We start from the raw sequence: 22588 nt of genomic DNA, 5'->3' as shown, positions 1-22588 counted from the left end.
TGTCGGGACGCCGTGGTCCGGCCCGGATGATCGGCCGTGCCAGACTTCGCGGCGATGCTCACCCCAGCCGATCTCGCCGACCTGCTCGACTGCGAGCACCGCAGCGTCCTGAACCAGGCACTGGCCGCGGGCCTGCCGGGAGCGCCGCGGCCCGCACCCGCCGAACCGGATCCGCGGCGCGGGCACCCGACGGCGATGCTCGCCGGGTTCCGCGCCGCCGGGCGCGAGGTCGCCGAGATCGACGTCGAGGACACCGCGCTCGCCGCGAAGGCGACGGAGGAGGCGTTGCGCGCCGGGACACCGGTGATCCACCGGGCCGTCCTGTTCGACGGCGAGTTCTCGGCGCAGGCGGACTTCCTGGTCCAGGACGGCGACGGCCGCTACGAGGTCCACGACGCGAAGCCGGTCCGGCAGGCGACGCCGGCCGCGGTGGTCCGGCTGACGGCGTGCGCCGACGCACTGGACCGCGCCGGGTGGCCGGCCGGGCCGCACCTGCACCTGCGGCTGACCGGCGGCGGCACCCGGACGCTGCGCGTCGAGGACTTCCGGCCGCTGGTGGCCCGGCTGCGGACTCGGCTGGCGAACCGCCCGCCGCGGCTGCCGGTCCCGCTGTGGGCCGACGAACGCCCGGCCTGCGCGGGCTGCGGGTTCGCGCAGCACTGCGCGTCGGCCAGGGAGGCCGACCGGGACCTCTCGCTGGTCGCCGGGATGCGCGGCGACCAGCGCCGCAAGCTGGTCGCCGCCGGGCTCGGCTCGATCGACGCGCTCGCCGCCGCCGGCCCGGAGGACCGGCCGCGGGACCTGTCCGCGACGGCGTTCGCGACCCTGCGCGCCCAGGCCGCGCTGCAGGTCCGGCAGGACACCACCGGCGAGGTCGCCTACGAGGTCGTCGACCCCGCCGAGCTGGCCGCCCTGCCCGCGCCGGCTCCGGGTGACGTGTTCGTCGACCTGGCCGGCGATCCGCACGCCCTCGCCGGTGAAGGCCTGGAATACCTCTTCGGCGCGTTCGGCGACCGGCGGTTCACGCCGTTCTGGGCGCACAGCCGCGCCCAGGAGCGGCGGGCGTTCGAGGAGTTCGTCGACTTCGCCGCGGCGCGCGTCGCCGAGCACCCGGGCTCCCACGTCTACCACTACGCGCCCTACGAGGTCACCGCGATCAAGCGGCTGGCGGCGGTGCACGGCACCCGCGAGGAGACCGTCGACCACCTGCTGCGCAGCGGCGCGGTCGTGGACCTGCACGCGGTCGTGCGCAAGGCGCTGCGCGTGTCGCAGCGGTCGTACTCGATCCGGCACCTCGAGCCGCTCTACCAGCCCGGCGCCCGCGGGAAGACCGCGGTGTCCGACGTCGAGGCTTACGAGGAGTACCTGGCGCTCGCGCAGTCCGGCGAGCCGGAACGCGCCGACGAGGTCCTGCGCCGCATCGGCGAGAACACCGAGGACGACTGCGTCTCCGCGCACCGGCTGTTCGAATTCCTGCACCGGGTCCGCGCCGACGCCGGCATCGAGGTCCCGGAGCCGGCCGAGGAATCCGCCGAGGACGCGCTGCTGCGGGCGGCCGAGGAGGACGTCGCCGCCGAGCGGCGCGCCGAACGGGCCGCGCAGCTGGCGGCGCTGGTCGACCCGCTGCTGGACGGCCTGCCGGACGACCCCGGCCACTTCACCGCCGACGAGCGGGCCCGCGCGCTGCTGGCCGCGTCCGTCGGCTACCACCGGCGTGAGACGAACCCGGCCTGGTGGGAGTACTTCCGCCAGCTCGCCGCCCCGCTCGGGGATCTCGAGGTCGACACCGCCTGCGCGGTGCCGGTCTCGCTGGAAGCGGGGGAGTGGGTGCCCCCGGCCGGGCGGGCACGCACCGCGAAGCGGACGCTGCAGCTGGCGTGCGACCCCGACCGGCCGCACCCGTTCGCCCCGGGCGACGACGTCCGGCTGCGCTACGGCGACACCGCCCGGGACGCGAAAGTCGTCGCCGCGTCGGCCGTGGAGCTGACCCTGGAGGAGAGCTGCCCGCCGGACGCGACCACCAACGACCGGCCCAGCGCGGTGCTGCCGGGCAGCCCGGTGCGGCCGTCACCCAAGGACGAGGCGGTCGCCGACCTCGCGCGCCTGGTCGTCGACGCGCTCCCGGAGCTGCCGCGCCACCCCGGTGTCGACCTGCTCCGGCGCACCCCGCCCCGGCTGCGGGGCGGTGCGTCGCTGCCCTCGCCGGGCGAGGACCTGGTGACCACGGTGATCGAGGCGGTCGAGGCGCTCGACGGGTCGGCGCTGGCCGTGCAGGGGCCGCCGGGAGCGGGCAAGACCTACCTGGCCGGCCGGCTGATCGCCCGGCTGGTGCGGGCGGGGCGGACGGTCGCGGTCACCTCGACCAGCCACAAGGCCGTGGAGAACGTGCTGAGCGCGGCCAAGAAGAGCGCGCCGGAGCTGCCGTGCGCCAAGCGCGCGAAGAAGACGCCGGACCCGGCCGCGCCGTGGGACCAGCCGAAGAGCAACCCCGCGCTGGTGAAGTGGCGCGAGGAGCACGACGCGGGGCACCTGGTCGGCGGGACGGCGTGGACGTTCGCGAACGCGGCGGTCCGCGAGGAGCCGTTCGACCTGCTGATCATCGACGAAGCCGGCCAGTTCGCGCTGGCCGACGCGCTCGCGGTGTCGATGTGCGCCCGCAACGTCGTGCTGCTGGGCGACCCGCAGCAGCTGCCTCAGGTGGTGCAGGGCACGCACCCGGCCGGAGCGGAGGCCTCGGCATTGGGCCACCTGATCGGTGAGGCCGACATCATGCCGGCGTCCCTGGGCTACTTCCTCGACGAGACCCGGCGCATGCACCCGGCCGTGTGCGAACCGGTGTCGAACCTGTCCTACGCCGGGCGGCTGCACGCCCACCCGTCGGCCGCGGACCGCGCGCTGGAAGGCGTCGACGCGGGGCTGTACCTGAGCGAGGTGGACCACCGGGGCAACACGACCCGATCGGTGGAGGAAGCCGCCGAGGTCGTGCGGCTGGTGTCCGAAGTGCACGGTCGCCTATGGACGGACCACAGTGTGACGCGGCCGCTGGGCGACAAGGACGTTCTGGTCGTCGCGCCGTACAACCTCCAGGCGCGCACGGTGACCCGGGCCCTGGAGGAGGCGGGCTACCCGGGCGTCCGGGTGGGGACGGTCGACCGGTTCCAGGGCCAGGAGGCCCCGGTGGTGATCGCGACGATGACGTCCTCGTCGGCGGTCGACCTGCCGCGCGGGCTCGACTTCCTGTTGTCGCGCAACCGGCTGAACGTGGCGTTGTCGCGGGCCCAGGCGCTGGCGGTTCTGGTGTGCTCGCCCCGGCTCGTCGAGGCGGACATCCGGACGGTGGACCAGCTGCGCCTGGTCGCGGGCATGATCGGCCTGATGACGGCGGCGCGGCCGTGGCCGACGGGTCAGCTGGGTGGTTCGATCTCGCCGGCGTCCTCGTCGACGTCCTGAGAGCCGGGCTGCTTGCGCTCTCGGTCGGCTTCGGGGATTTCCACGTCGAGGTCGAGTTCGGGTGTCCCGGGCGGGGCCGGCGCGTCGGGGGTCACGGGGCGGTTGTCGGATTCGCTCATGGGGGGCGGTTACCCCGGGTGCCGGTGATCAAAGCGTCGGCCGGTCAGGGCGGGTTCGACGCTGGGGTGCGGCCGGTTCGGGTGGCGGCGGGCTGTCCGGTGGCCGGGTTCGGGCTGGGGAGCGAGGTGCCGGGCGGACTTCGGGCCGCCGGGGTCAGGGGTGGGGGGCGGGTTCGGCCGGTTTCGGCCGGGAGCGAGGTACCGGGTGCAGTCCTGGCGGCCGGGTCGGGCGAGGGTTTCGGGGTGGGGCCGGGTTCGGCAGGGTTCGGGCCGGGGCGAAGTACCGGGCGCAATCCCGGCGGCCGGGGTCAGGCTAGGTTCCGGGTTTCGGCCGGTGGGCTCGGGCCGGGGAGCGAGGTACCGGGCGCGCTCTCGGCGGCCGGGGTCAGGCGGGGTTCCGGGGTGCCGCCGGGTGCTCGCCCGCGAGTTCGGCCGGGGCCAGGTCGTCCAGGGTCTGCCAGCGGAACACCCCCGCACCCTGCGCGTAGGCCAGGTGCCCGCCGAGCGCGCCGCCGGCACCCGTCGCCGCCAGGCCCAGCGCCGCCAGTAACCGTCCGCCGCGGCCGTTGCGGCGGGCCAGGTAGGACGCGCCGAACAGCGCCGTCGCCGTCGCGTTGGCGGCCGCGTGGATCAGGCCGACCCGGCGTTGCCGCACGTCCAGGTTCGCGTAGTCGGCCAGGCCGAGCACCACCGCCGCCGGCGCGGCCAGCAGGCCGGTCGCGATCAGGCGGCGTGCGGTGTCGCGGCCGTCCGGGAGCAGGTCGAACACCGCCGAGCACAGCCAAGCGCCGATCGGCACCGTCACCGCGATCGGGTGCAGCGGGTGCCCCAGCGCGTGGCCGCGCAGCTGGCGCGTCACGCCGCTCTCGCCGTTCAGCACCCGCCCGAGCCCGGTGGCCGGGCCGTCGAGCGCCTCGGCGTCTTCGGCCTTCTGCAGCACCCGGTGGCCCCAGGCGGGCTTCGACCGGCCATGTCCATCGCGCGTGGGATCCATACCGCTGCGGCTACCCGGTTGCGCGGCCCTCAACCCTCGGCCCTCGCGCGGTGGCGCCGCGAGACCGCCGCCGTGAGCAGGTCACCCGGCCGGGGGAGCGTGCCCACCAGCCTGGTGAACGCACTGCGCCGGAGCACCTTGCCGGGATGACTGCCGTGGACCTGCCCTGGTTCGTCCACAGTGGAGTCGACGTTGTCGGTTCCGTTGTCGGGCAGCGTGTTGCGGAAGCTGCGTGAGCCGATCCGGCGCAGCGAAAGCAGGGCGTCGGTCACCGCCGGGGACAGCCGCTGCCCGAAGAAGAAGCCGGCCGCGGCCCCGCCGACGGGGATTTCGCGGCGGGGGTGTGTCGAGGCGAACACGATGGCGTCGGCGACCGTCTCCGGGGCGTACACCGGCGGCGGGGGCTTCGGCAGCGCGCCGAGCTTGCTGCGCGCGTGCTCGAAGAACGGCGTGTCGATGGCCGCGGGGAGGATCGTGGTGACGGCGATCGGCGCGCCCTCCTGCGCGAGTTCGATGCGCAGGCAGTCGTAGAAGCCGCGCAGCGCGAACTTGCTGGCGGTGTAGGGCGCGTGCAGCGGCACCGCCCGCACGCCCTCGAGCGAGGACACGCCGATCACCGAGCCACCGCCCGCGCGGCGCAGGGCGGGCAGCACCGCGCGCACGCCGTGGACGTGCCCGAGGAAGTTCACCCGCAGGACGCGGTCGAACTCTTCGTCGGTGATGTCCTCGACGCGGCCGAACACCGCGATCCCGGCCAGGTTCACCCAGGTGTCGATCCGCCCGAACTGCGCTTCGGCCGTCCGGACCAGCGCGCGGACGGCGTCCGGGTCGGCGATGTCGGTGGGCGCGGCCAGTGCCGTCCCGCCCGCGGCCGTGATCTCGTCGACCAGCGTGCCGAGGGCCCGCTCGGTGCGGCCGGCGCACACGACACGCGCCCCTTGCGCGGCGAAGGCGAGCGCGGCGGCGCGCCCGATCCCGCTCGACGCGCCCATCAGCACGACCACCTGGTCGGACACCGGACGGGGCATGACGCCTCCTCGTGGTTCGGGGACCCGGAAGGCCCCGGATACCGCCGTGACCGCCGCACAAACGCCGATCCCGGGCCGGACGGATAACCGGCGCCGGCCGCGGGTATCAGCTCCAGGTGTCCCTCCCTGCCGGAATCTCCGCCTTTCTCCCCGGGACGTCGGTCGCCGCGGGCGCGGCCGTCCTGTTCGCCGTCGGATCGGTGCTGCAGCACGAGGCCGCTTCGAGCAGCGCGCACGCGCGGGGCGTCGAACTGAGGCAGCTCGTGACCCGTCCGAAGTGGATGGTGGGGCAGAGCGCGACGGTGCTGGGGACCGTGCTGCAGGTGGTCGCGCTGGCGCTGGCGCCGGTCGCCATCGTGCAGCCGGTGCTCGCCGGCGGCCTGGTCGTCGCGCTGGCGATCCGGTCGGTGCGCGACCGGTGCCTGCCGTCCCGCCTCGACGGGATCGGGGCCGTCCTCACCTGCGGTGGCCTGGCCGTCTTCCTGGTCGCGGCCCGCCCGGCCGCCGGCACCGGCGACCGGCTGCCGCCCTGGTTCGCGGTCGCCGGCGCGGTGCTGCTGGCGGTGGGCCTGGTCGCGGCGGCCAGCCGGGTCGAGCGCGGCCCCTGGGGCGCCCTGGCCTGCGGCGCGGCCGCCGGCGTCGCGGCGGGGGTGGCGGCGGTACTGATTTCGGCGGCGGTGAAGACGTTCGGCGAACGCGGGCTGCTGCCCACGCTGGGCGGCAGCGCGCTGTGGGCGGCGCTCGCCGTCGCGGTGGTCGCGCAGCTGGGCAGCCAGCAGGCCTACGCGCGGGGCGCGCTGGCGTGGTCGATGCCGGCGCTGGTGCTGCTCGACCCGCTCGCGGCCGTGCCCGCCGCCCGGTTCCTGACGGGCGAGCGCCTCGAACCGGGGCACGCGATCGTGTGGGTCCCGGCCGCCGCGGTGGCGGTCGTGGGGGTGATCCTGCTGGCCCGGACCGGGGAAGGCTGCCGACGGCCGGTGTTTCGCCGCCGCGTCAGCGGGAAGCCCGGGGACCATGAGCGAACCGGAGCAGAGCTATGACCCGCCGCAGGACACCGGCGAACCCGACGCCGTCGAGACGGACCCGGCCGCGCTCAACAGCGCCGAGGACCTCGACGAGGACCGGATCCGCGCCGACCCGCTCGAGGAGGGCATGGATCCCCCGGAGCACTGGTCGGGCGTGACGAAGTACGGGATGACCCCGTGGGAGCAGGCCCACCCGCGCGGCCTCGGCGACCGCATCGGCGAGGAGGTCCCGGATCCGGCGGCCGAGGTCTCGACCGGCATCGACAGCCGGGCGGGCGGAGAAACCGACGAGGACACGGGCGAGACCCCGGAACAGCCGGTCCAGCTGGAGCCGGTCGAGGGTGACGGGCCGCCGCTGGACACGGAACCGGACCAGGTGGCCGTGGACGCGGGCTCGGCCCCGGCGGCGGGACCGGAACAGGCCGCGATGCACGTGGAAGAGGAGCCGGGCCGCTGAGCCGGTCGTGAGTGGTAAGGCGGGTTAGAACCCGCCTTACCACTCACGACCAGCCGCGGGAGCGAGGGCGGGGAGGGTGCGGATGGCGGGCGCGAGACCCACCGCGCGGTCGGCCTGGGCCGGGGTGCTCACCGGGATCGGCGTCGCCGCGTTCGTCGACGAGACCGTCTTCCACCAGCTCCTGCACTGGCACCACTTCTACGACCGTTCGACCACTGACGCGGGACTCGTCTCCGACGGTCTCTTCCACGCCTTCGGCTTCTTCTCCGTCGTCTTCGGCCTGGTGCTGGTCGCCGACCTGCGGCGGGGTGACCGGCTCTCCGGCCGCGCCCTCGCCGGTGGCCTCCTCACCGGCGCCGGCGCCTTCCAGCTCTACGACGGCACGATCCAGCACAAGCTCCTCGGCCTGCACCAGATCCGCTACGCCGTGGACCTCACCCCCTACGACTGGACGTGGAACGTCGTCGCGGTGCTGCTGGTCGCGTTCGGCGTCGTCCTGCTGCGCCGCGCGCGGGCGACCGTGTGAGCGTCTTTCACCACGTCCCGGCGCTGCTCGCCTTCGCGGCCTACGAAACCGGCGCGTGGCGGCTGCGGCGGCGCGGTGACCGGTGGCCGCCGATCCGGGACGCCGTCTTCGGCGCCGGCGTCGCCGTGGCGCTCGCGCCCGGCGGGTCCACCTTCACCACGCACGCGCTGCAGCACGTCCTGGCCGGCATGCTGGCACCCGTCCTGATCGTGCTCGCCCGCCCGGTCACGCTCCTGCTGCGCGCGGTCCCGCCCGCGGCCCGCCGCCTCCTCAAACACGCACTGAGGGCGGCCGGCGTGCTGGTGTTCCCGCCGGTCGCGGCCGTCCTGGAGGCGGGGAGCCTGTGGCTGCTCTACCGCACCGGCCTGTTCGCCAGGATCGGCGACGCACCCTGGCTGCACCTCCACGTCTTCCTGACCGGCCTGCTCTTCACCACGGCGATCTGCCGGCTCGACCCGCTCCGCCACCGCGCCGGGCTCGGCGTCCGCGCGGGTGCCCTGATCGGCGCCGCCGCCGCGCACGCCGTGCTGGCCAAGACCTTGTACGTCAGCCCGCCGCCGGGCGTGGTGCTCGCCGTCGCGGACCGGCGCCCAGCTGATGTACTACGGCGGGGACGTCGTCGAGCTCGGGCTCGCGCTGATCGTCGCGCTGCAGTGGTACGCCGCCCGCGGCCGGGCGGAAGCTCGGAGCAGCCGCCGAACGGGGGTGCCCAGCACCGCCGGCAGCTGATAAGCCTCTGCGCGTGACCATGGACACGATCGACCTCCACAGCATCAACCCGTGGGAGGTGTCCTTCCTGCGCGAGGAGGTGGGCGCCTACTTCGCCCACGGCGTCGAGCTCGCTCCCGGTGCGACCGTCCTCGACGTCGGCGCCAACGTCGGCGTCTTCTCCGCCGCCGTCTACGAACGGCTCGACGGCGACGTGCGGATCTACGCTTTCGAGCCGCTCCCGCCGCTGCACGCGACGCTGGAGCGCAACGGCCGCGACTTCTTCGGCGGCCGGCTGAAAGCGCTGCCTTTCGGACTGGCCGCCGCCGAGGACGAGCTCGACTTCAGCTACTTCCCGGCGGCGACCATCTTCTCTTCGTCCTGGCGGGACGCGGAGAACGTCGAGGCCGAGCGGCGGCGGGTCACCGCCAGCGTCGTCGAGATGATCCGGCGCGGCGGGCTGGGCGCCGGGCTGCGTCGCGTGCCGGCGCCGATCCTGCGCGGAATCGTCGGGCGCAAGCTGCGGGTGATGCGGGAACTGGAGACCCACCGCGTCCGCGTCCGCCCGCTGTCGGCGGTGCTCGACGAAGAGGGCATCGAGCGCGTCGACCTGCTGAAGGTCGACGTCGAAGGCGCCGAACTCGACGTGCTGCGCGGGCTCGAAGACCGGCACTGGCCGCTGGTCCGGCAGGCGGTGGTCGAGGTCGAAGGGTGGCGGCGGCACTGGGAAACCGTGCGCGACGTCTTCACCGCGCGCGGCTTCAGGGTCGAGGCCGTGCAGGACCCCGTCCAGGAGGCCGCCGACATCGGGATGGTGTTCGCGGTCCGCTAGCGGCGGTATTCGAGCCAGTCGAGGTTGATCGCGCCGGTGTCACCCGGCGCGTAGGAGAGGGTCACCACCGGGTCCCGGCCGGTGAGCGGCACGTCGGCGAAGGTCGTGGTGCCCCAGGCGTCCCAGCTGTCGGCGACCTTCGGGAAGCCGACCTGCCGCACCGGCTGCCCGTCCACCGACAGCGTCATCGTCCGGGTGTCGCTGTTGGCGTTGGCGTACCGCACGGTGATCGAGCCGCGTTCGGCCGCCGTGGTGGTGCGGTGCACGGTGAAGGACGATGCCGCGCCCTGTGCCCAGAGGCCGTCGAGGAAGGCGCGTCCCGAGTAGCCGGTGTGGTTCACGTTCGCCTTCACCCCGCCGGTGTTGCGGGCGTCCTCGGCTTCGAGGTGCGCCGGGTCCGGGCAGCCGCTCAGCGCGGCCGTGCCCGCGGTGTCGGAGCAGCGGTCCTGTGCGTCGGGTACGCCGTCGCCGTCCCGGTCGCCGGCGGGCGCGCCGGTGAGGGTGACGTCGATCGTGTGGTCGCCGGTGAGCGTGTCCGGGACCGCGGCCGGGGCGGCCCGGCCGTCGAGCCGGAACGACGTGATCGTGCCGCCCGCGCCGTGCAGGGCGATGGTGAGGTTGGCGCCGCGGTAGCGCAGGTTCCGCAGCGTGACGTCACCCCAGCCCGCCGGCAGGCGTGGTGCGAAGGTGAGCCCGCGGTCGGTGAACGTCAGCCCGAACAGGCCGGTGTGGACCATGTCGAGGAACGCGGTGGCCGACCAGGTCTGGTCGGGCTCGGAACCCCAGTGGAACTTCACGGTGTCGCCGAGCCGCTGCCAGCCGCCGTCGACGACGCCGGTGGTCCCGTTGTGGATCTCCCAGAAGCCGCTGTTGCCGTCGGCCAGCTTGGCCAGGCGCGCGGTTTCCGCCGCGAAACCGTTCTGCTCGCCCTGCCCGGCCAGCGCTTTCGCCCACAGGCCCATGACGAGCGGCCAGACGATGGCGTTGTGCCGGCCGGGTTGCGCGTCGCTGTAGCGCGCCCAGTTCGGGAAGGTGTCGGGCATGCCCCAGGCCAGTTCCCGGGCGTGGCCGAGGATCGACCGCGCCTGCGCCGGGTTCGCGATGCCGAAGATCAAGGCGAAAGCCAGCCCGGTGCCTTCCTGGAAGGCGCCGCGGGAGCCGTCGGCGAGCAGCTGGTAGTCGTAGAGGCCGGTGGCGGGGTTCCAGAAGCGCTGGTTGATCGCCGTCCGCAGCGCGGCGGCCCGGCTCCGGTACCCGGCGATCTCCGCCGCCGGGCGGCCCAGCTTGCCGGCCATGTTCGCGGCGTTGACGTAGGCGGCGTAGTACAGCTCGTTCGTGCTGAGGTACATCCCGCTCGCGACCCCGGGCCACGGCATGCTCCCGGTGCTGACCGACTCGGTCGCGTCGGCAGGCGGCGCGGGGTAGCCGGCGATGCCGTCGTTGAAGAAGGAGGCGCCGGTGAACAGGCCGTAGGCCGGGTTGAAGCCGGCCGTGGTGGCGTGTTCGCGGATGGTCAGCGTGGTCGCCGCGGTGCGGTAGGCGTCCTGCAGGAAGTTCCGGTCGCCGGTGACCAGGAAGTGGTGCCAGGCGGCGGTGACCCAGACGACCTGGTCCCACTGCTGGTCGTCCTGCTGCACCCGCAGGGCACCGGCGGCGTCCTTGTCGACGACCGCCCACAGCGTGTTCTCCGCCAGGGCCGGGTCGAGCAGGCTGGTGGCGTTCCAGCTGTTGATCGACGCGTCGCGCGTCCACGGCTGGGCGTAGCCGCCGCCCGCGCGGACGATGCCGGTCGCCGGGTCCAGCAGGCCGCTCCGGTCGTACCGCGCGTCGTAGGCGATCGTGTTGGTGTGCAACAGGTTCTGCAGCGCGGCGGTGTACGCGGTGCCGAACAGGGCCTGGCTGTCCGGGTTCGCGAACTCGAGGGCAGGCGGGGCCGGGCTCGCCGTGGCCGGGACGGCGGCGGCGAGCGTGCCGCCCGCCGTCGCCAGGGCCAGCAGCACGTGGCCGATCCGTTTCGGGAAGCCGTTCCTCATGCGCGTACCCCTTTCGGCGTCGGCGCCAGTGCACCACGAAACGGCGGTCTTTCCCCGGATGCGCCCGGATCCTGTCCGCTTCTGTCCACTACCGCCGCGGACGGGCCCATCACGGCGGGTGATCATGGTCCGGGCCGTTGGACAGCCCAGGTGGCAGGGCGGCGTGCGGCCGTTGCATACTGCTGGAATGGCCCGCAGGAACCCGGAGACCGCACGGTGAGTCCCCGCGAGGGGCCGTCGCGCCCGAAATTCGGCCGGATCGACCCGTTCTGCCTGATGGCGGTGCTGCCGGTGCTGCTGGTCGCCGGCATCCTCGGCGCGTTGATCCACGTGGGACTGGGGATCGGCTTCGCCGCGTTCGCCGGCTTGATCGTCCTGTTCGACTCCTGGGTCAACCGGCCCCGCCCGGTCCCGGCGGCCGAGCGGCCGGTCCGGGCACCCCGCCCGGCGGGCCCGCCGCCGGCGCGTGGCCCCGCGCGGGCACCGGCCCGCGCACCGCGGCCGCAGGAGGGCCGCGGCCCGGCACGGGCTCCGGTCCGGCGCTCCGGCCCGCCGCCAGCCCGGCGATAGCCGACGTCACCCCGGATTTGCCCTCTCCCGCAGCTGGTCGTGAGTGTTCAGGCGGGTTCTAACCCGTCTAAACACTCACGACCGCCGCGGGAGGCTGCAGACGGCCAGCCCTCGTGGGCTGCGGGTCAGCCGCCGACGTGGATGCCCGGGCGGCGGGCCGGGTCCTTCTCCACGCTGCGGATGATCTCCCGGACGACCGGGGCCGTGTCACCCCGGCCGAGGAGCAGGTAGCGGAGCAGGTGGCCGAGCGGGTTGCCCTCGGACCACTCGAAATAACAACGGGGGCGCACGCCTGTCACGTCGCGCAGCGTCAGCAGGATCGCCGCGATCGCGTTGGGGGCCGCGGGACTGTCCGCGCGGAGGATCCGGTAGCCGTCGATCTCCACGCCGCGGACCTGGAGCACGTTGCTGAACTCCGACGGGTCCACGACGTCGATCTCCAGGAACAGGATGTCGGCGGCGCCGGGCACCGGGTTCATCCCGCGCTGTTCGGCTTCCTTCTCGGAGTACTCGGCGTAGTCGCCGCCCTGGCGCTTGTTGGCGACGATGTTCAGGGCGCCGTCGTGGGCCAGGGAATCGGCGATGAACCGGCGGGCCTCGTCGTCGAACTCGATGCGGTCGGCGCGCAGCTCGGTCGTCCGCGACACGCGCGACACCAGCGAGACGACGATGATCCCGAGGATGAACAGAGCCGAGATGGCGATCCCGTCGGGCTTTTCGATGACGTTTTCGACGAGCGCGTACAGCAGGACGAGCGTGAGGACGATGAACCCCACGGCCGCACCGCGGTGGCGGTGCCGGATCGCCGAGATGCTGACCGCGACCGCGCCGGAGACCATCATCGCCAGGATGCCGGTCGCGTAGGCACCGGCCTGGGCGTTGACGTCGGCACCGAACGCGATGGTGATGAGGATGCTGATCACCGTGTAGACGATGACGACCGGCCGGACGGCGCGGCCCCACTCCGGTGCCATGCCGTAGGAGGGCAGGTAGCGCGGGACGATGTTGATCAGCCCGGCCATCGCCGAGGCGCCGGCGAACCACAGGATCAGCACGCTGCTGACGTCGTAGACGGTCCCGAAGACCTCGCCGAGTTCCCGGTGGGCGAGGTAGGCCATGGCGCGGCCGTTGGCCTCGCCGCCGTCCTTGAAGGCGTCGGCCGGGATCAGCACGGTGGTGACGAAGCTGGTCGCGATCAGGAACACCGACATGATGAGCGCGGCGGCGGTCAGCAGCTTCCGCGTGTTGCGGATCCGGGATTCCAGCTTCTCCTCGGCGGTCTTCCCCTTGGCCGCGACCAGCGGCATCATGCTGACGCCCGTCTCGAACCCGGAGAGCCCCAGCACCAGCATCGGGAACGCGATGACGGCCGGGCCGACGATGCCGGAGAACCCGCCACCACCGGCGGTCAGCGCGTCGGTCCAGTGGGAGAGGGCGGCGGAATCACCGAGCAGGTCGAGCACGCCCGCGACCGTCACCACGGCGTTGAGCAGCAGGAAGACCGCGACGAGCGGGATGGCGACCCCGACGGCCTCGCTGAACCCGAGCAGGAACACCCCGCCGAGGATCAGCAGCAGCACGACGGTGATGAGCACCGCGTGGCCGTGCAGGAAGCCCGGCAGGTACGGGTTCTCCAGCATGTGCACGGTGGCGTCCGCCGAGGACAGCGTGATCGTGATGATCCACGACGTCGCGACGAACCCGAGCAGCGTGAGGACGAAGAGCTTGCCGCGCCAGAACGGCAGCAGCGTCTCCAGCATCGCGACTGAGCCCTGGCCGTGCGGGCTCTCGCGGGCCACCCGGCGGTACATCGGCAGCATCCCGAGCAGCGTCAGCGCGACGATCAGCAGGGTCGCCAGCGGCGAGAGCGCCCCGGCGGCGAGCGCGGCGATGCCGGGCAGGTAGGAGAGGGTGGAGAAGTAGTCGACGCCGGTCAGGCACATGACCTTCCACCAGGCCTGCGGCGTCCCGTGGTCCTCGCCGCCCGCGCGGCCGACCGGCGCGACGCGGTGCTCCAGCAGCCACCGCGCCACGGGCGAGGAGGGCGGATGCGGTGGTGCCGGGCTCTCGACGCTCGCCGGAATGCTCAAATCGGGTGAAGCACCCATTTCGCCCTCTCGTCCCCTCGACCTCGGAAAACAGTGGTCATCAGCATGCCCGACCCCGTCGTGGCACCGCACAGGAGGCTCCGCTGCCGCCAGCCGCTCCGGTCCTCTTCGGACGGTAGGAGCGGGCGCGTTCGGGCATCTCGCGTGGTTGGAGGGGCATCTCGCGTGATTGGAGGGGACACGCGGGCGCGCGCTGTTTCGCCGACGGCGGGCGCGGGTAGCCGAGGCGGCATGCCTGGTCGCGAAGACTTGCCCAGCACGCTGCTGCGGTCGCCGCGCAAGGCCCAGGACACCTGGGTCGCCGCGCACGACTCAGCCCTCAAGACCTACGGTCCCGGACGGCGGGCCCAGCAGACCGCCTACGCGGCCTTGAAGCACACCTTCGAGAAGGTGGGCGACCACTGGGAGCCGAAGCCGGAACGCGGTCCCTCGGACGAGCAGGCCGCCGGGGGCGCCGGGCAGCCCGAGAAGCCGACCCACGGCGGCGTCAACGCCACCGCGAGCCGGCAGCACCTCTACGAGCGCGCCAAGCAGCTCGGCATCCCCGGGCGGTCGCGGATGTCCAAAGAGGAGCTCGTCACCGCACTGGAGAAGGAGAACCGGCGCCGGACCGACCGGGCCCGCCGCTCGAAGTGAGCGCGGTCAGAACTCGTCGGTGCCGGTGAGCTCGTGCTCGAAGGCGTCCGCGCGCGCGACGACCGCCTTGAGCGGGCGCTCGAACTCCACCTGGATGCTCAGGTCCTCCAGGGGCACGGTGTGCTTGAGCAGCGCGACGCCGTCGACCACCGCCGCGCCGCCGACGGCCGAGCCGCCCGCCAGCTCGAGGAACCGGCGCAGGTCCACCTTGTCGGCCCAGCCGACCGGGGAGGAGATCTCGAGCCACGAGCCGCCGTCGAGTTCGGCGAGGTGGTGCACCGTCACCTGCTGCGTCCGGTCCCGCGGGCCCTCCAGCCGGAACCGCAGCCAGTCCTCCGACTCCTCGAGGACCTCGTACCGCGTCCGGACAAAGTTGATCACGTCGATCCAGGTGGTCACCCGCTGCGCCTCCCGCCTTCGGCCTGCCTGTGTGGTCGAGCATCTCACGTCCGCGTGAACGACGGTCCGCTGGTGGCCGACGTGGTTCCCGGTCGTTTAGCCCGCCCGGTGGGGGGCTACCCCGGGTAGTGACCGGCCTCCACTACCGTGAGTTCCGGAGTGAGGAGTTGGGCTCGGTGCCACCGCTGGGGTCGAGGTGCTGCAGACGGTCCAGCTCGGGACAACCGGCCGCGCCGGGCAGCAGATGACCGCGCCATGAGCCGTACTCCCGTCCACCTGGCTGTCGGCCGCCACGACCAGGCGACCGTCGTGCGGGTCAGCGGCGAGCTCAACGCCGGCTCGTACCCGGCCCTGCGTGACGGCCTGCTCAAGATCGCGACCGACGCGCCGGACGGGCTGGTGGCGGACATCAGCGAGCTGGCCATCGCGGATCCGTCCCTGGTCAGTGTCTTCTCGCTGGTCGCCGTGCGGATCGGCGACTGGCCGGGCATCCCGTTCACGGTCGTCGCCGGTCCCGGGCACCGGGCGCTCTGAACCGGCACGTGGTCGACCGCTACGTCCTGGTCCGCGCCGACCTCGTGTCGGCGACGGCGGCACTGGACCACCCGGTGCGCCGCCGGTGTGAACAGACCTTCCCGCGTATCGACGGCACTTCGGCGCGGGCCCGCGCGTTCGTGACGGGCCGGCTGGTCGACTGGGAGGTGCCCGAGCTCGCCGAAGACGCCCGCCTGATCGCCACCGAACTGGTCGAAAACGTCCTGCGGCACACCACTTCCGAGCCCGAGCTGCGCCTCGATCTGCGCCGCGGGGTGTGCACGGTGGCCGTGGCCGACCAGGACACGCGGCCGGCCATGCTGCTCGAACGGCTGTCCCCGTTCGAACCGGGCATGGGACTGAAGCTGGTCGCGCAGGTCGCGCGCACCTGGGGTTGCAGCCGGTCGTGGGCCGGCGGCAAGGTCGTCTGGGCGGTGCTGCAGCCCGGCGAGACCAAGAGCGACCAGCTCGCGTGATTGCGGTCGTGCCCGCCGGGTGTTATCCGTTGATCCATGGGCTTGACCAACGTGTGGATCGCGACACTCAGTGACGGCCTGCTCAGGGCCGACCAGATCGTCGGCCTGACGGCGCACGCGACACCGGCGCTGACCGGGAAGCCACCCCGCTGGCTGCTCGACGCGACGATCCGGACCGCGGCGGGCAGCGGCAGCGGGGACGGCTGGGACGTCGGGATCCTCCACCGCACGCTGATCCAGACGCCGGGGGAGCCGGTGGGGGCGCCGGAGGCACTCGCCCGCCTGCTCGCCCGGCTGGATCGTGAGGACGCGGCCGGGCTGATCGCGGCGGTGGCCGACAGCGGGGGACGGACGCCGAGCGTCGTGCGGTTCGCGTTCCGCCCCTTCGAAGACGACGAGAGCGCCTGAAGCAGAAGGGGGCTCCGGCGGCAGGACCGGCCGCCGGAGCCCGCCGCCGCTACTTGGTCAGCGCCGCGATCCGGCCGAGCACCTCGTCCTCGCCCAGCGCCTGCGTGATCGCGTGGAGGTCCGGGCTGCGCGTCGAGCCGGTCAGCGCGATGCGGATGATCTGCGAAGCCTCGCGGATCGACCCGGGGAAGCCCTCGGGGTTCTTCTTGAACTCCTTGGCGTTGCGGGCGAAACCGTGCTTGGCCGCGACCGCGCGGATCTGGTCGAACCACTCCTGGCCGTCGTCGAGCTGGCGGTAGTCGGCCGCGAAGTCGCGCGCCACGGCCTGGACGACCGCCGGGTCGACGCCGAGCGCGGTGATGCGCTCGTCGTCCGGCCCGGTGACGGCCGCGTGCAGCTGCGGGAAGAAGAAGCCGTACACCGCGCGGAACTCGCTCCACTTCTTCAGGTCCTTGCGCGGGTTCTCGGCCCCTTCGCGCTCGACGGCCAGCGCGCGCAGCGCCAGGTCCGGTTCCTCGTCCAGGACCCGGAGCAGTTCGGGGTCGTACCGCTCGGCCCACTCGCGGACGGCTTCGAGGATCCGGGCGCCGGAGAGCGTCGCGATGTGGTCCGCGGCGATGTCGTCGAGCTTGACCAGGTCCACCAGCGGGCCGGCGACGCCGCACTCGTCGAGGTTGATCGGCTCGGTGAGCGCCTGCTCCAAGGGCATCTCCGCGAGCCGGCCGTTGGCCAGGCCGCGCAGGTAGTACAGCACGGCGTCGGCGGGGTAGCCGGCCTCGATGAAGAAGTCGACCGACGCTTCCGGGTCCTTGCGCTTGGAGAGCTTGCGCTTGCTGCCGCCCTCCTGCTTCATCAGCGGCGCGATGTGCGCGTAGGTGATCGGCTCGAAGCCGAGCGCGTCGAACAGCTGCTGGTGCACCGGGACCGAGGAGATCCACTCGTCGCCGCGGATCACCAGGTTCACCCGCATGAGGTGGTCGTCGACGGCGTGCGCGAAGTGGTAGGTCGGCAGCCGCGGGCTCTGGTCGGAGCTCTTGAGGATGACGACGTCGTTGCGGTTGGCCTCGGCTTCCAGCGGCCCGCGGATCGCGTCGGTGAAGCGGGCGCGGGCGCCGGTGTCGTCCGGGGCCCGGAACCGCACGACGTACGGGGCGCCCGCGTCGAGCTTGGCCTGGACGTCGGCGGGGTCGGCGTCGCGCCAGATGGCCCAGCTGCCGTAGTAGCCGGTGGGCAGCTTGGTGGCCTGCTGCCGCTGGGTGATCGCGGCGAGCTCTTCCTTGGTGGCGAAGTCGAGGTACGCCTTGCCCTGGCGCAGCAGGTCGCGGACGTAGGTGAGGTAGATGCGCTCGCGTTCCGACTGCCGGTAGGGGCCGTAGTCGCCGCCGCGCTGGATGTCCTCGTCGGCGGCGAGGCGGAAGTAGCGGAAGCCGCGCTCGAACTGCTCGAGGGCGCCTTCGACCTCGCGGGACTGGTCGGTGTCCTCGACCCGGACGAGGTAGCGGCCGCCGGAGCGGCGGGCCACGTCCTGATCGATGGTGGCGACGTAGATGCCGCCGACGTGCACGAACCCGGTCGGCGACGGGCCCAGGCGCGTGACCAGCGCGCCTTCGGGCAGGTCGCGGGCGGGGTAGCGCTGCTCCCAGTGCTCGGGCTCGGGCAGGTCGGCAGGGAAGAGTGCGTCGATGACCGCTCGGTCCAGCATGGGTTGTTCTCCCGCGTCGTGGTGCGCTTGCTTCGGCGAAAATGGTCGTTTTCGCCGACGACGAGCCTAGCCGTGCGGCCCGCCGCCCCGGCCGGGCAGGTGGTGCTCGGCGGGCCGCGGTGCTAGCTTGCCGGGAATGCGTCGTCGGATTCCTTTCGCCAGAACGCTTTCGGCCCTGGCCGCCCTGCTCGTCCTCCCGCTGACCGCCCCGGCGGCCGCCTCCGCGTCGCCGGGGCGTGAGTGCGCGACCCCGTCGATCGACCGGCTGCAGCAGTGGCTGGCCAGCGGCGAAGGGACGACGGTCCCGGCCACCGGGAGCCTGCTCGTGCCCGAGGGGCGCCGGTACGCCGCGAAGGTCACGTTCGTCGGCGCCGAGTGGCATGTGGCCGTCGTCTGGCTGGGCAACCAGTTCGACGCGCAGGCCGACCTGTCCCGGTCAGCGGGATTCCTGCTGACCTACCGCGCGACCGACGACCTCTACGTCCAGCTGCGCCCGGCGTCGCACTGGAGCGGCGGGGACAAGTGGCTGACGCTGGTCCCGTCCACGGGCGGGCGGCTGGTGACCAGGTTCTTCAGCTTCTCGCCGCGCCGGTGGACCTCGCTGCCGGAGCTGGGGACGCCGTCGTACTCGTTCGCCTCGGCGCTGCGCGAAGCGCGGGGGCTGGTGTTCGTCGGCAAGACGCCGAACGAGCTGGAGTTCCGCGGCCTGCGCATCGACGGCTACCGGCCGCCCTGCCTCTGACGGAAACTGTCGGTGCCCCGTGTGACACTGCGGGCGTGATCATCGTCTTCGAAGCCGAACTCTGGGAGTGGGACGCCCGGCGCACCGACAGCTGGGTCTTCGTCAGCCTGCCCGCCGACGCGTCGGAGGACATCCGCGAGCTCGCCGCCGAGCCGCGGCGCGGCTTCGGTTCGGTGCGCGTCCGGGTGACGATCGGCGCCACGAGCTGGAAGACGTCGATCTTCCCGGACGGTTCGCGGGAGGCCTACGTCCTGCCGCTCAAGCGGGCCGTCCGCGATGCCGAAGGCCTGGGCGTGGGGGACACCTGCACCGTGACCGTGGAGCTCGTCGACTTCTGAACCCGTGATCCGGCGAACCGTGATCGGCCGCGGACCGGATCTGTCATGATGCGGACACAGGCCCCGAACCGCGCAAGGGAGACCCGATGTCCGCCCAGATGGACGAGCTGATCGCCCAGTTCCAGAACTTCCAGAACAAGGTGCGGCAGGCCGAGGCCCGCTTCGCCGGCGTCGGCGACATGCAGGAGCGGATCGCCCGGCTCGAGACCACCGTCACCTCGCCGGACGGGACCGTGACGGTCACCGCGGGCGCCGGCGGGATGATCACCGACCTGCGGCTCACCGCCGGGGCCACCCGGGTCGAGGCCGGTCAGCTGGCGGCGACGATCATGGCCACCATCCGCCGCGCGGCGGCCGGGGCCGCGCAGCAGCAGGCCGGCATCGTCGACGAGACCTTCGGCGACGCGTTCGGCGTGGACGTCACCGCGCAGGTGCGCGAAGCCCAGGCGGAAGCGTTCGGAACCGTGGCGGCCGAACCTGCGTCGGAGCCTCAGCCGCGGCAGCCGTCGCGGCCCGTCCGACGGCCAGCGCCCGGCGACGACGACGACTTCGACCAGGGCCCCATCCTCCGCCGATCCTAGGGAAACCCGCGATGCCAGACGGAATTCAGACGAACATCGGCGCGATCTCCGCCTACGCCAGGCAGCTGCCGTTCTACGAGCAGGAAGCGGACAAGTTCGGCGCCAAGATCGACGCCGCCGACGTGACGAACGAGGCGTGGGGGCTCGTCGGCCTCTTCGCCAAGCAGGGCTACACCGAGCGCCTCACCGAGCTGCGCTCGCTGCTCACCGACCTCAAGGACGGCGTGGACGGCTTCACCACGAAACTGAACAAGGCCGCGGAGATGTACCAGGGGATGGAAGACGCCGGGAAGATCGCCTTCGGCCGGTACGAGGCGGAAATCGACGCGATCGGGCAGGGCGAATGACCGAGCCGAAGAAGAGCATCGCCGACGCGCTGGACGTCTCGGCCTACGACGAGAGCACGGGCGCGAACCTCGACCGCGCCGCCGGGTACGTGCCGGTGGCCGGCACCGCCTACAAGGCGGGCAAGAAGATCGGCGAGCACGCCCGGCAGGCCGCGGAGGCCGACGGCCCGGGTGAGCTGGCGTCCGCGGGGGCGGCGCTGGTGGGTGACGGCGCGGCGTTCGTCGGCGCCGCGGCCGGCGACATGGTCACCTTCGCGATGGACCCGATCGGGTGGCTGGTCAGCCACGGCCTCAACATGCTGCTCGAACTGGTCCAGCCGCTGCAGGACGCGCTGCACCAGGTCACCGGCGACGGCCCCGCCATCGGCCACGCTTCGGAAAACTTCGTCACGATCGCGCAGGGCTTCGTCGCGCTCGCCGACGACTTCGAGCGCACCGGCGACACCGCGCTGGCCGAGTGGGTCGACGAAGCGGGCAACGCGGCGAAGGAAGCCCTCGGCGACTTTTCCTCCGGCATCCGCGGCATCGGCTCGGCCGCCGGTTCGGTGGCCGAAGTGCTGCAGATGTGGTCGATGGTCATGGTGGTCATCGAAGAGGTGATCAAGGGGATCATCACCGAGCTGGTGTCCTGGCTGATCACCCTGTGGCTGCCCGCGCTGGCGGCGTCGGTGATCAGCTTCGGCGGCTCGGTGGCGGCCGCGATGACCGCGTCGATCGCCAAGGCGGCCAGCGTGCTGCAGAAGGTGACGCGCTACCTCGGCAAGTTCGGCAAGCTGCTCGACAAGTTCATGGAGTTCCTGGTCCGGTACTCCGGGAAGCTCGAGGTGTTCGCCCGCAAGCTGCGCGTCGGCGTGATGCCGGGCGAGACGAAGTTCGGCTTCGGCGCGGCCGCCCAGGGCTGGCAGCCGAGCAACCGGGCGCTCACCACGATGTTCGGCACCTCCGCGGGGGTCAAGCCGTTCCTGGCGGGCGCGGGCGTGAAGGCCGGGATCGGGGCGGGCAAGGGTGCCTTCGCCGAAGGCAAGGAAGCCGTCACGCCGGAGGGGGACGAACCGTGGTTCGACAAGAGCGAGATCGGCGGGGACCGGAGTCCGGAGCAGACACGCAAGGACCTGGACATTTGAACGAGCGCCTCGAACGCTGGGCGGAAGACACCCGGGTCCGGCCAGGTCACCGCGAGCGCGTCGAGGCGCTGCTGCGGGACCGCTGGCGCGAGCCGGTCATCGTGCTGCACCTCGGCGACACCGACGTGGGCTACGACGTCCCCGGCCGCCGCCGCGACGGCACCGTCGAAGGGAAACGGCTCGTCCGGCGGTTCTTCTGGAACATCCTGCGCGGGATCGGCGCGGTGGTGTTCGGCGTCTTCGCCCTGGCGCACGGCGAGCGGCCGGGACTGCCGTTCCAGCGCGCGGTCGGCGTCACGGGCCCGGCGAACGCGATGGCGCTCGACCTGGTGGACCGCCTCCGGTCCGTGGGCGGTGCGTGGCTGGCGTGCTCACCGTCGTGCCTGGCGGTGGTGGACACCGGGGCGACGTCGACCGACCCGGCCGCCGCGCCGCCGCCGCGGATCGTCTGGGAAGCGCGCAAGCCGCAGGCGCCGGAGCTCAGCTTCCGCAAGAGCACGCTGACCTGGCCGGACGGCTCGGTCTTCCGGCTCCCCATCCAGGGGCGCGCCGAACAGCAGCACCTGCGGAAGTTCGTCGAGTTCCCGGACATCGTCCACTGGAACGGCCGCTAGCCGGCCGGCTGGCCCGCGCAGGCGAGGCGGGCCCAGACGACCTTGCCGTCGTCGTGGTGGCGCACGCCCCAGGCGAGGGCGAGTTCGTCGACGAGCAGCAGGCCCCGGCCGCCGGTGCGGCCCGGCACCCGCAGCCGCGGTTCCCCGGTCCCGGTGTCGGCGACGGCCACGGTCACCTCGCACGGGTCGTGCGTGAGGTGCAGCCCGAGCCGGCGCGGGCCGGGGGCGTGGACGTAGGCGTTCTCCAGCAGTTCGCCGACCACGATCGTGGCATCGACCCGATCGGCCTCGGCGAGCGACGCGAACTGCGCCTCGGCCCACCGGCGCGCGTGGGCCAGCGCCTTGGGATCCGCTCCGGCGATGTCCAGCACCAGCCATCCCGGCTCAGGTGCCGCGCCCCAGTTCATCTGCACCGTCGAGACCTCTCCTTCTGCGGAGGGCCTACCCGGGATTTCGGCCGATACACTTCCGGCCGGGGTGTTACGGGAGTCCGGTCCGCCAGAGGAACGCCGCGCGCAGGGCTTCGATGAGGGCTTCGTCGTCGACTTCGCTGGGGCGGTCGCCCATCGGCAGCCAGGTGCCTTCCTCCGGGATGCCGGCGATGACGCGCGTGAGCGTGACGCCCGGGTAGGTGAGTGTCTCAGGGCCGCCGTCGTCGCCGGGGAACACGACGTGCCGGGACTCCGCCCGGACGAGCACCTGCCGCTGGTCGTTCATGTCGCGCGTCTTCCCGGAACCGAAAGTCTGGCCGCGGTCCAGCATAGACACGCAAAGCGGCGAACACCTTCGGGCGAACAGCCGATTCTCGTTCACATGAGCTCAAGAACGACTGTGTAC

General features: G+C 73.0%; 24 protein-coding genes and 1 pseudogene. 16 read left to right on the top strand and 9 right to left on the bottom strand.

The features are described from left to right. Positions 1–54 precede the first annotated feature (54 nt). A complete protein-coding gene (locus tag ACFPLC_RS39405; RefSeq protein ID WP_378201377.1) occupies positions 55–3450 on the top strand; it encodes a TM0106 family RecB-like putative nuclease in 3396 nt (1131 codons plus the stop codon). Here ACFPLC_RS39405 and ACFPLC_RS39400 read toward each other — a convergent pair. From ACFPLC_RS39400 to ACFPLC_RS39390, 3 genes are all read right to left on the bottom strand, one after another. Next, positions 3405–3569, bottom strand: a complete 165-nt coding sequence (locus tag ACFPLC_RS39400) for a hypothetical protein (RefSeq protein WP_378201380.1) — start codon at positions 3567–3569, stop codon at positions 3405–3407. The two genes, ACFPLC_RS39405 and ACFPLC_RS39400, sit on opposite strands and share 46 nt — an antisense overlap. A 385-nt stretch (positions 3570–3954) precedes the next feature. Further along, entirely contained in the window at positions 3955–4563 is a 609-nt protein-coding gene (locus ACFPLC_RS39395) for a DUF2231 domain-containing protein (protein WP_378201383.1), read from the bottom strand. 29 nt (positions 4564–4592) lie between these two features. Next, a complete protein-coding gene (locus tag ACFPLC_RS39390) occupies positions 4593–5591 on the bottom strand; it encodes an SDR family oxidoreductase (RefSeq protein ID WP_378201386.1) in 999 nt (332 codons plus the stop codon). Positions 5592–5707: 116 nt separating this feature from the next. Between ACFPLC_RS39390 and ACFPLC_RS39385 the strand changes: the two genes are divergently transcribed. From ACFPLC_RS39385 to ACFPLC_RS39365, 5 genes are all read left to right on the top strand, one after another. Next, positions 5708–6631 carry a DMT family transporter gene (locus ACFPLC_RS39385; RefSeq protein WP_378201389.1) on the top strand — a complete coding sequence of 308 codons (924 nt, stop codon included), beginning with the start codon at positions 5708–5710 and terminating at the stop codon, positions 6629–6631. Next, on the top strand, positions 6606–7073 hold the full coding sequence (locus tag ACFPLC_RS39380; RefSeq protein WP_378201392.1) for a hypothetical protein: 468 nt from the start codon (positions 6606–6608) through the stop codon (positions 7071–7073). Before ACFPLC_RS39385 ends, ACFPLC_RS39380 begins: the two co-directional genes overlap by 26 nt. Positions 7074–7155: 82 nt before the next feature. Continuing rightward, positions 7156–7599, top strand: coding sequence for a DUF2243 domain-containing protein (locus ACFPLC_RS39375; RefSeq protein WP_378201395.1), 444 nt, complete (start codon positions 7156–7158; stop codon positions 7597–7599). Next, on the top strand, positions 7596–8345 hold the full coding sequence (locus tag ACFPLC_RS39370) for a cytochrome c oxidase assembly protein (RefSeq protein WP_378201398.1): 750 nt from the start codon (positions 7596–7598) through the stop codon (positions 8343–8345). Before ACFPLC_RS39375 ends, ACFPLC_RS39370 begins: the two co-directional genes overlap by 4 nt. 2 nt (positions 8346–8347) lie before the next feature. Then, positions 8348–9139, top strand: coding sequence for an FkbM family methyltransferase (locus tag ACFPLC_RS39365; protein WP_378201446.1), 792 nt, complete (start codon positions 8348–8350; stop codon positions 9137–9139). Here ACFPLC_RS39365 and ACFPLC_RS39360 read toward each other — a convergent pair. Further along, positions 9136–11172: a glycosyl hydrolase family 65 domain-containing protein gene (locus ACFPLC_RS39360; protein ID WP_378201401.1), complete on the bottom strand. Its 2037-nt coding sequence runs from the start codon at positions 11170–11172 to the stop codon at positions 9136–9138. The two genes, ACFPLC_RS39365 and ACFPLC_RS39360, sit on opposite strands and share 4 nt — an antisense overlap. Positions 11173–11388: 216 nt before the next feature. Between ACFPLC_RS39360 and ACFPLC_RS39355 the strand changes: the two genes are divergently transcribed. Continuing rightward, positions 11389–11742 carry a hypothetical protein gene (locus tag ACFPLC_RS39355; RefSeq protein ID WP_378236087.1) on the top strand — a complete coding sequence of 118 codons (354 nt, stop codon included), beginning with the start codon at positions 11389–11391 and terminating at the stop codon, positions 11740–11742. A 125-nt stretch (positions 11743–11867) separates the two neighbouring features. Here ACFPLC_RS39355 and ACFPLC_RS39350 read toward each other — a convergent pair whose 3' ends face one another. Beyond that, a complete protein-coding gene (locus tag ACFPLC_RS39350; RefSeq protein ID WP_378201407.1) occupies positions 11868–13850 on the bottom strand; it encodes an APC family permease in 1983 nt (660 codons plus the stop codon). Positions 13851–14081: 231 nt separating this feature from the next. Between ACFPLC_RS39350 and ACFPLC_RS39345 the strand changes: the two genes are divergently transcribed. Further along, complete coding sequence (locus ACFPLC_RS39345) at positions 14082–14486, top strand: ChaB family protein (protein WP_378201410.1); 405 nt, start codon at positions 14082–14084, stop codon at positions 14484–14486. Between the two features lie 6 nt (positions 14487–14492). On the opposite strand, the gene ACFPLC_RS39340 is transcribed toward ACFPLC_RS39345, so the two are convergent. Then, positions 14493–14885 (bottom strand): hypothetical protein, encoded by a 393-nt coding sequence (locus ACFPLC_RS39340; protein ID WP_378201413.1) that lies wholly within the window; start codon positions 14883–14885, stop codon positions 14493–14495. A gap of 255 nt (positions 14886–15140) precedes the next feature. Between ACFPLC_RS39340 and ACFPLC_RS39335 the strand changes: the two are divergent. Next, positions 15141–15895, top strand: a pseudogene (locus ACFPLC_RS39335) (ATP-binding protein). Between the two features lie 36 nt (positions 15896–15931). Further along, entirely contained in the window at positions 15932–16303 is a 372-nt protein-coding gene (locus tag ACFPLC_RS39330) for a hypothetical protein (protein ID WP_378201416.1), read from the top strand. 49 nt (positions 16304–16352) lie between these two features. Here the strand turns inward: ACFPLC_RS39330 and ACFPLC_RS39325 are convergent, their stop codons facing one another. Then, on the bottom strand, positions 16353–18005 hold the full coding sequence (locus ACFPLC_RS39325) for a glutamate--tRNA ligase (protein ID WP_378201419.1): 1653 nt from the start codon (positions 18003–18005) through the stop codon (positions 16353–16355). A 136-nt stretch (positions 18006–18141) separates the two neighbouring features. Here ACFPLC_RS39325 and ACFPLC_RS39320 point away from each other — a divergent pair, with 136 nt between their 5' ends. From ACFPLC_RS39320 to ACFPLC_RS39295, 6 genes are all read left to right on the top strand, one after another. Further along, a complete protein-coding gene (locus ACFPLC_RS39320; RefSeq protein WP_378201422.1) occupies positions 18142–18747 on the top strand; it encodes a hypothetical protein in 606 nt (201 codons plus the stop codon). Positions 18748–18782: 35 nt separating this feature from the next. Then, the gene (locus ACFPLC_RS39315; RefSeq protein ID WP_191317015.1) at positions 18783–19085 is read left to right on the top strand and encodes a DUF1905 domain-containing protein; all 303 of its coding nucleotides are present in this window, start codon (positions 18783–18785) and stop codon (positions 19083–19085) included. Between the two features lie 86 nt (positions 19086–19171). Further along, the gene (locus ACFPLC_RS39310; RefSeq protein ID WP_378201426.1) at positions 19172–19666 is read left to right on the top strand and encodes a YbaB/EbfC family nucleoid-associated protein; all 495 of its coding nucleotides are present in this window, start codon (positions 19172–19174) and stop codon (positions 19664–19666) included. Between the two features lie 11 nt (positions 19667–19677). After that, positions 19678–20013 carry a hypothetical protein gene (locus ACFPLC_RS39305; RefSeq protein WP_378201429.1) on the top strand — a complete coding sequence of 112 codons (336 nt, stop codon included), beginning with the start codon at positions 19678–19680 and terminating at the stop codon, positions 20011–20013. Next, positions 20010–21137 carry a hypothetical protein gene (locus ACFPLC_RS39300; protein WP_378201432.1) on the top strand — a complete coding sequence of 376 codons (1128 nt, stop codon included), beginning with the start codon at positions 20010–20012 and terminating at the stop codon, positions 21135–21137. Before ACFPLC_RS39305 ends, ACFPLC_RS39300 begins: the two co-directional genes overlap by 4 nt. Beyond that, on the top strand, positions 21134–21751 hold the full coding sequence (locus ACFPLC_RS39295; protein ID WP_378201435.1) for a hypothetical protein: 618 nt from the start codon (positions 21134–21136) through the stop codon (positions 21749–21751). Before ACFPLC_RS39300 ends, ACFPLC_RS39295 begins: the two co-directional genes overlap by 4 nt. Here ACFPLC_RS39295 and ACFPLC_RS39290 read toward each other — a convergent pair. After that, entirely contained in the window at positions 21748–22158 is a 411-nt protein-coding gene (locus ACFPLC_RS39290; protein ID WP_378201449.1) for an ATP-binding protein, read from the bottom strand. The two genes, ACFPLC_RS39295 and ACFPLC_RS39290, sit on opposite strands and share 4 nt — an antisense overlap. A 73-nt stretch (positions 22159–22231) precedes the next feature. Next, positions 22232–22513: a hypothetical protein gene (locus tag ACFPLC_RS39285; RefSeq protein WP_378201452.1), complete on the bottom strand. Its 282-nt coding sequence runs from the start codon at positions 22511–22513 to the stop codon at positions 22232–22234. Positions 22514–22588: the final 75 nt, after the last annotated feature.

The organism is Amycolatopsis plumensis (assembly GCF_042652605.1).
In the GTDB taxonomy this organism is placed as follows: Bacteria; Actinomycetota; Actinomycetes; order Mycobacteriales; family Pseudonocardiaceae; genus Amycolatopsis; species Amycolatopsis plumensis.
The sequence above is the reverse complement of the archived record's forward strand: the minus strand, read 5'-3'. Positions and strand labels throughout refer to the sequence as shown.

Coding starts and splice junctions, on each gene's coding strand:
- ACFPLC_RS39405 (WP_378201377.1), top strand. CDS start 55: ATGCTCACCCCAGCCGATCTCGCCGACCTGCTCGACTGCGAGCACCGC.
- ACFPLC_RS39400 (WP_378201380.1), bottom strand. CDS start 3,569: ATGAGCGAATCCGACAACCGCCCCGTGACCCCCGACGCGCCGGCCCCG.
- ACFPLC_RS39395 (WP_378201383.1), bottom strand. CDS start 4,563: ATGGATCCCACGCGCGATGGACATGGCCGGTCGAAGCCCGCCTGGGGC.
- ACFPLC_RS39390 (WP_378201386.1), bottom strand. CDS start 5,591: ATGCCCCGTCCGGTGTCCGACCAGGTGGTCGTGCTGATGGGCGCGTCG.
- ACFPLC_RS39380 (WP_378201392.1), top strand. CDS start 6,606: ATGAGCGAACCGGAGCAGAGCTATGACCCGCCGCAGGACACCGGCGAA.
- ACFPLC_RS39375 (WP_378201395.1), top strand. CDS start 7,156: ATGGCGGGCGCGAGACCCACCGCGCGGTCGGCCTGGGCCGGGGTGCTC.
- ACFPLC_RS39365 (WP_378201446.1), top strand. CDS start 8,348: ATGGACACGATCGACCTCCACAGCATCAACCCGTGGGAGGTGTCCTTC.
- ACFPLC_RS39360 (WP_378201401.1), bottom strand. CDS start 11,172: ATGAGGAACGGCTTCCCGAAACGGATCGGCCACGTGCTGCTGGCCCTG.
- ACFPLC_RS39350 (WP_378201407.1), bottom strand. CDS start 13,850: ATGGGTGCTTCACCCGATTTGAGCATTCCGGCGAGCGTCGAGAGCCCG.
- ACFPLC_RS39345 (WP_378201410.1), top strand. CDS start 14,082: ATGCCTGGTCGCGAAGACTTGCCCAGCACGCTGCTGCGGTCGCCGCGC.
- ACFPLC_RS39330 (WP_378201416.1), top strand. CDS start 15,932: ATGGGCTTGACCAACGTGTGGATCGCGACACTCAGTGACGGCCTGCTC.
- ACFPLC_RS39325 (WP_378201419.1), bottom strand. CDS start 18,005: ATGCTGGACCGAGCGGTCATCGACGCACTCTTCCCTGCCGACCTGCCC.
- ACFPLC_RS39320 (WP_378201422.1), top strand. CDS start 18,142: ATGCGTCGTCGGATTCCTTTCGCCAGAACGCTTTCGGCCCTGGCCGCC.
- ACFPLC_RS39310 (WP_378201426.1), top strand. CDS start 19,172: ATGTCCGCCCAGATGGACGAGCTGATCGCCCAGTTCCAGAACTTCCAG.
- ACFPLC_RS39305 (WP_378201429.1), top strand. CDS start 19,678: ATGCCAGACGGAATTCAGACGAACATCGGCGCGATCTCCGCCTACGCC.
- ACFPLC_RS39300 (WP_378201432.1), top strand. CDS start 20,010: ATGACCGAGCCGAAGAAGAGCATCGCCGACGCGCTGGACGTCTCGGCC.
- ACFPLC_RS39290 (WP_378201449.1), bottom strand. CDS start 22,158: ATGAACTGGGGCGCGGCACCTGAGCCGGGATGGCTGGTGCTGGACATC.
- ACFPLC_RS39285 (WP_378201452.1), bottom strand. CDS start 22,513: ATGCTGGACCGCGGCCAGACTTTCGGTTCCGGGAAGACGCGCGACATG.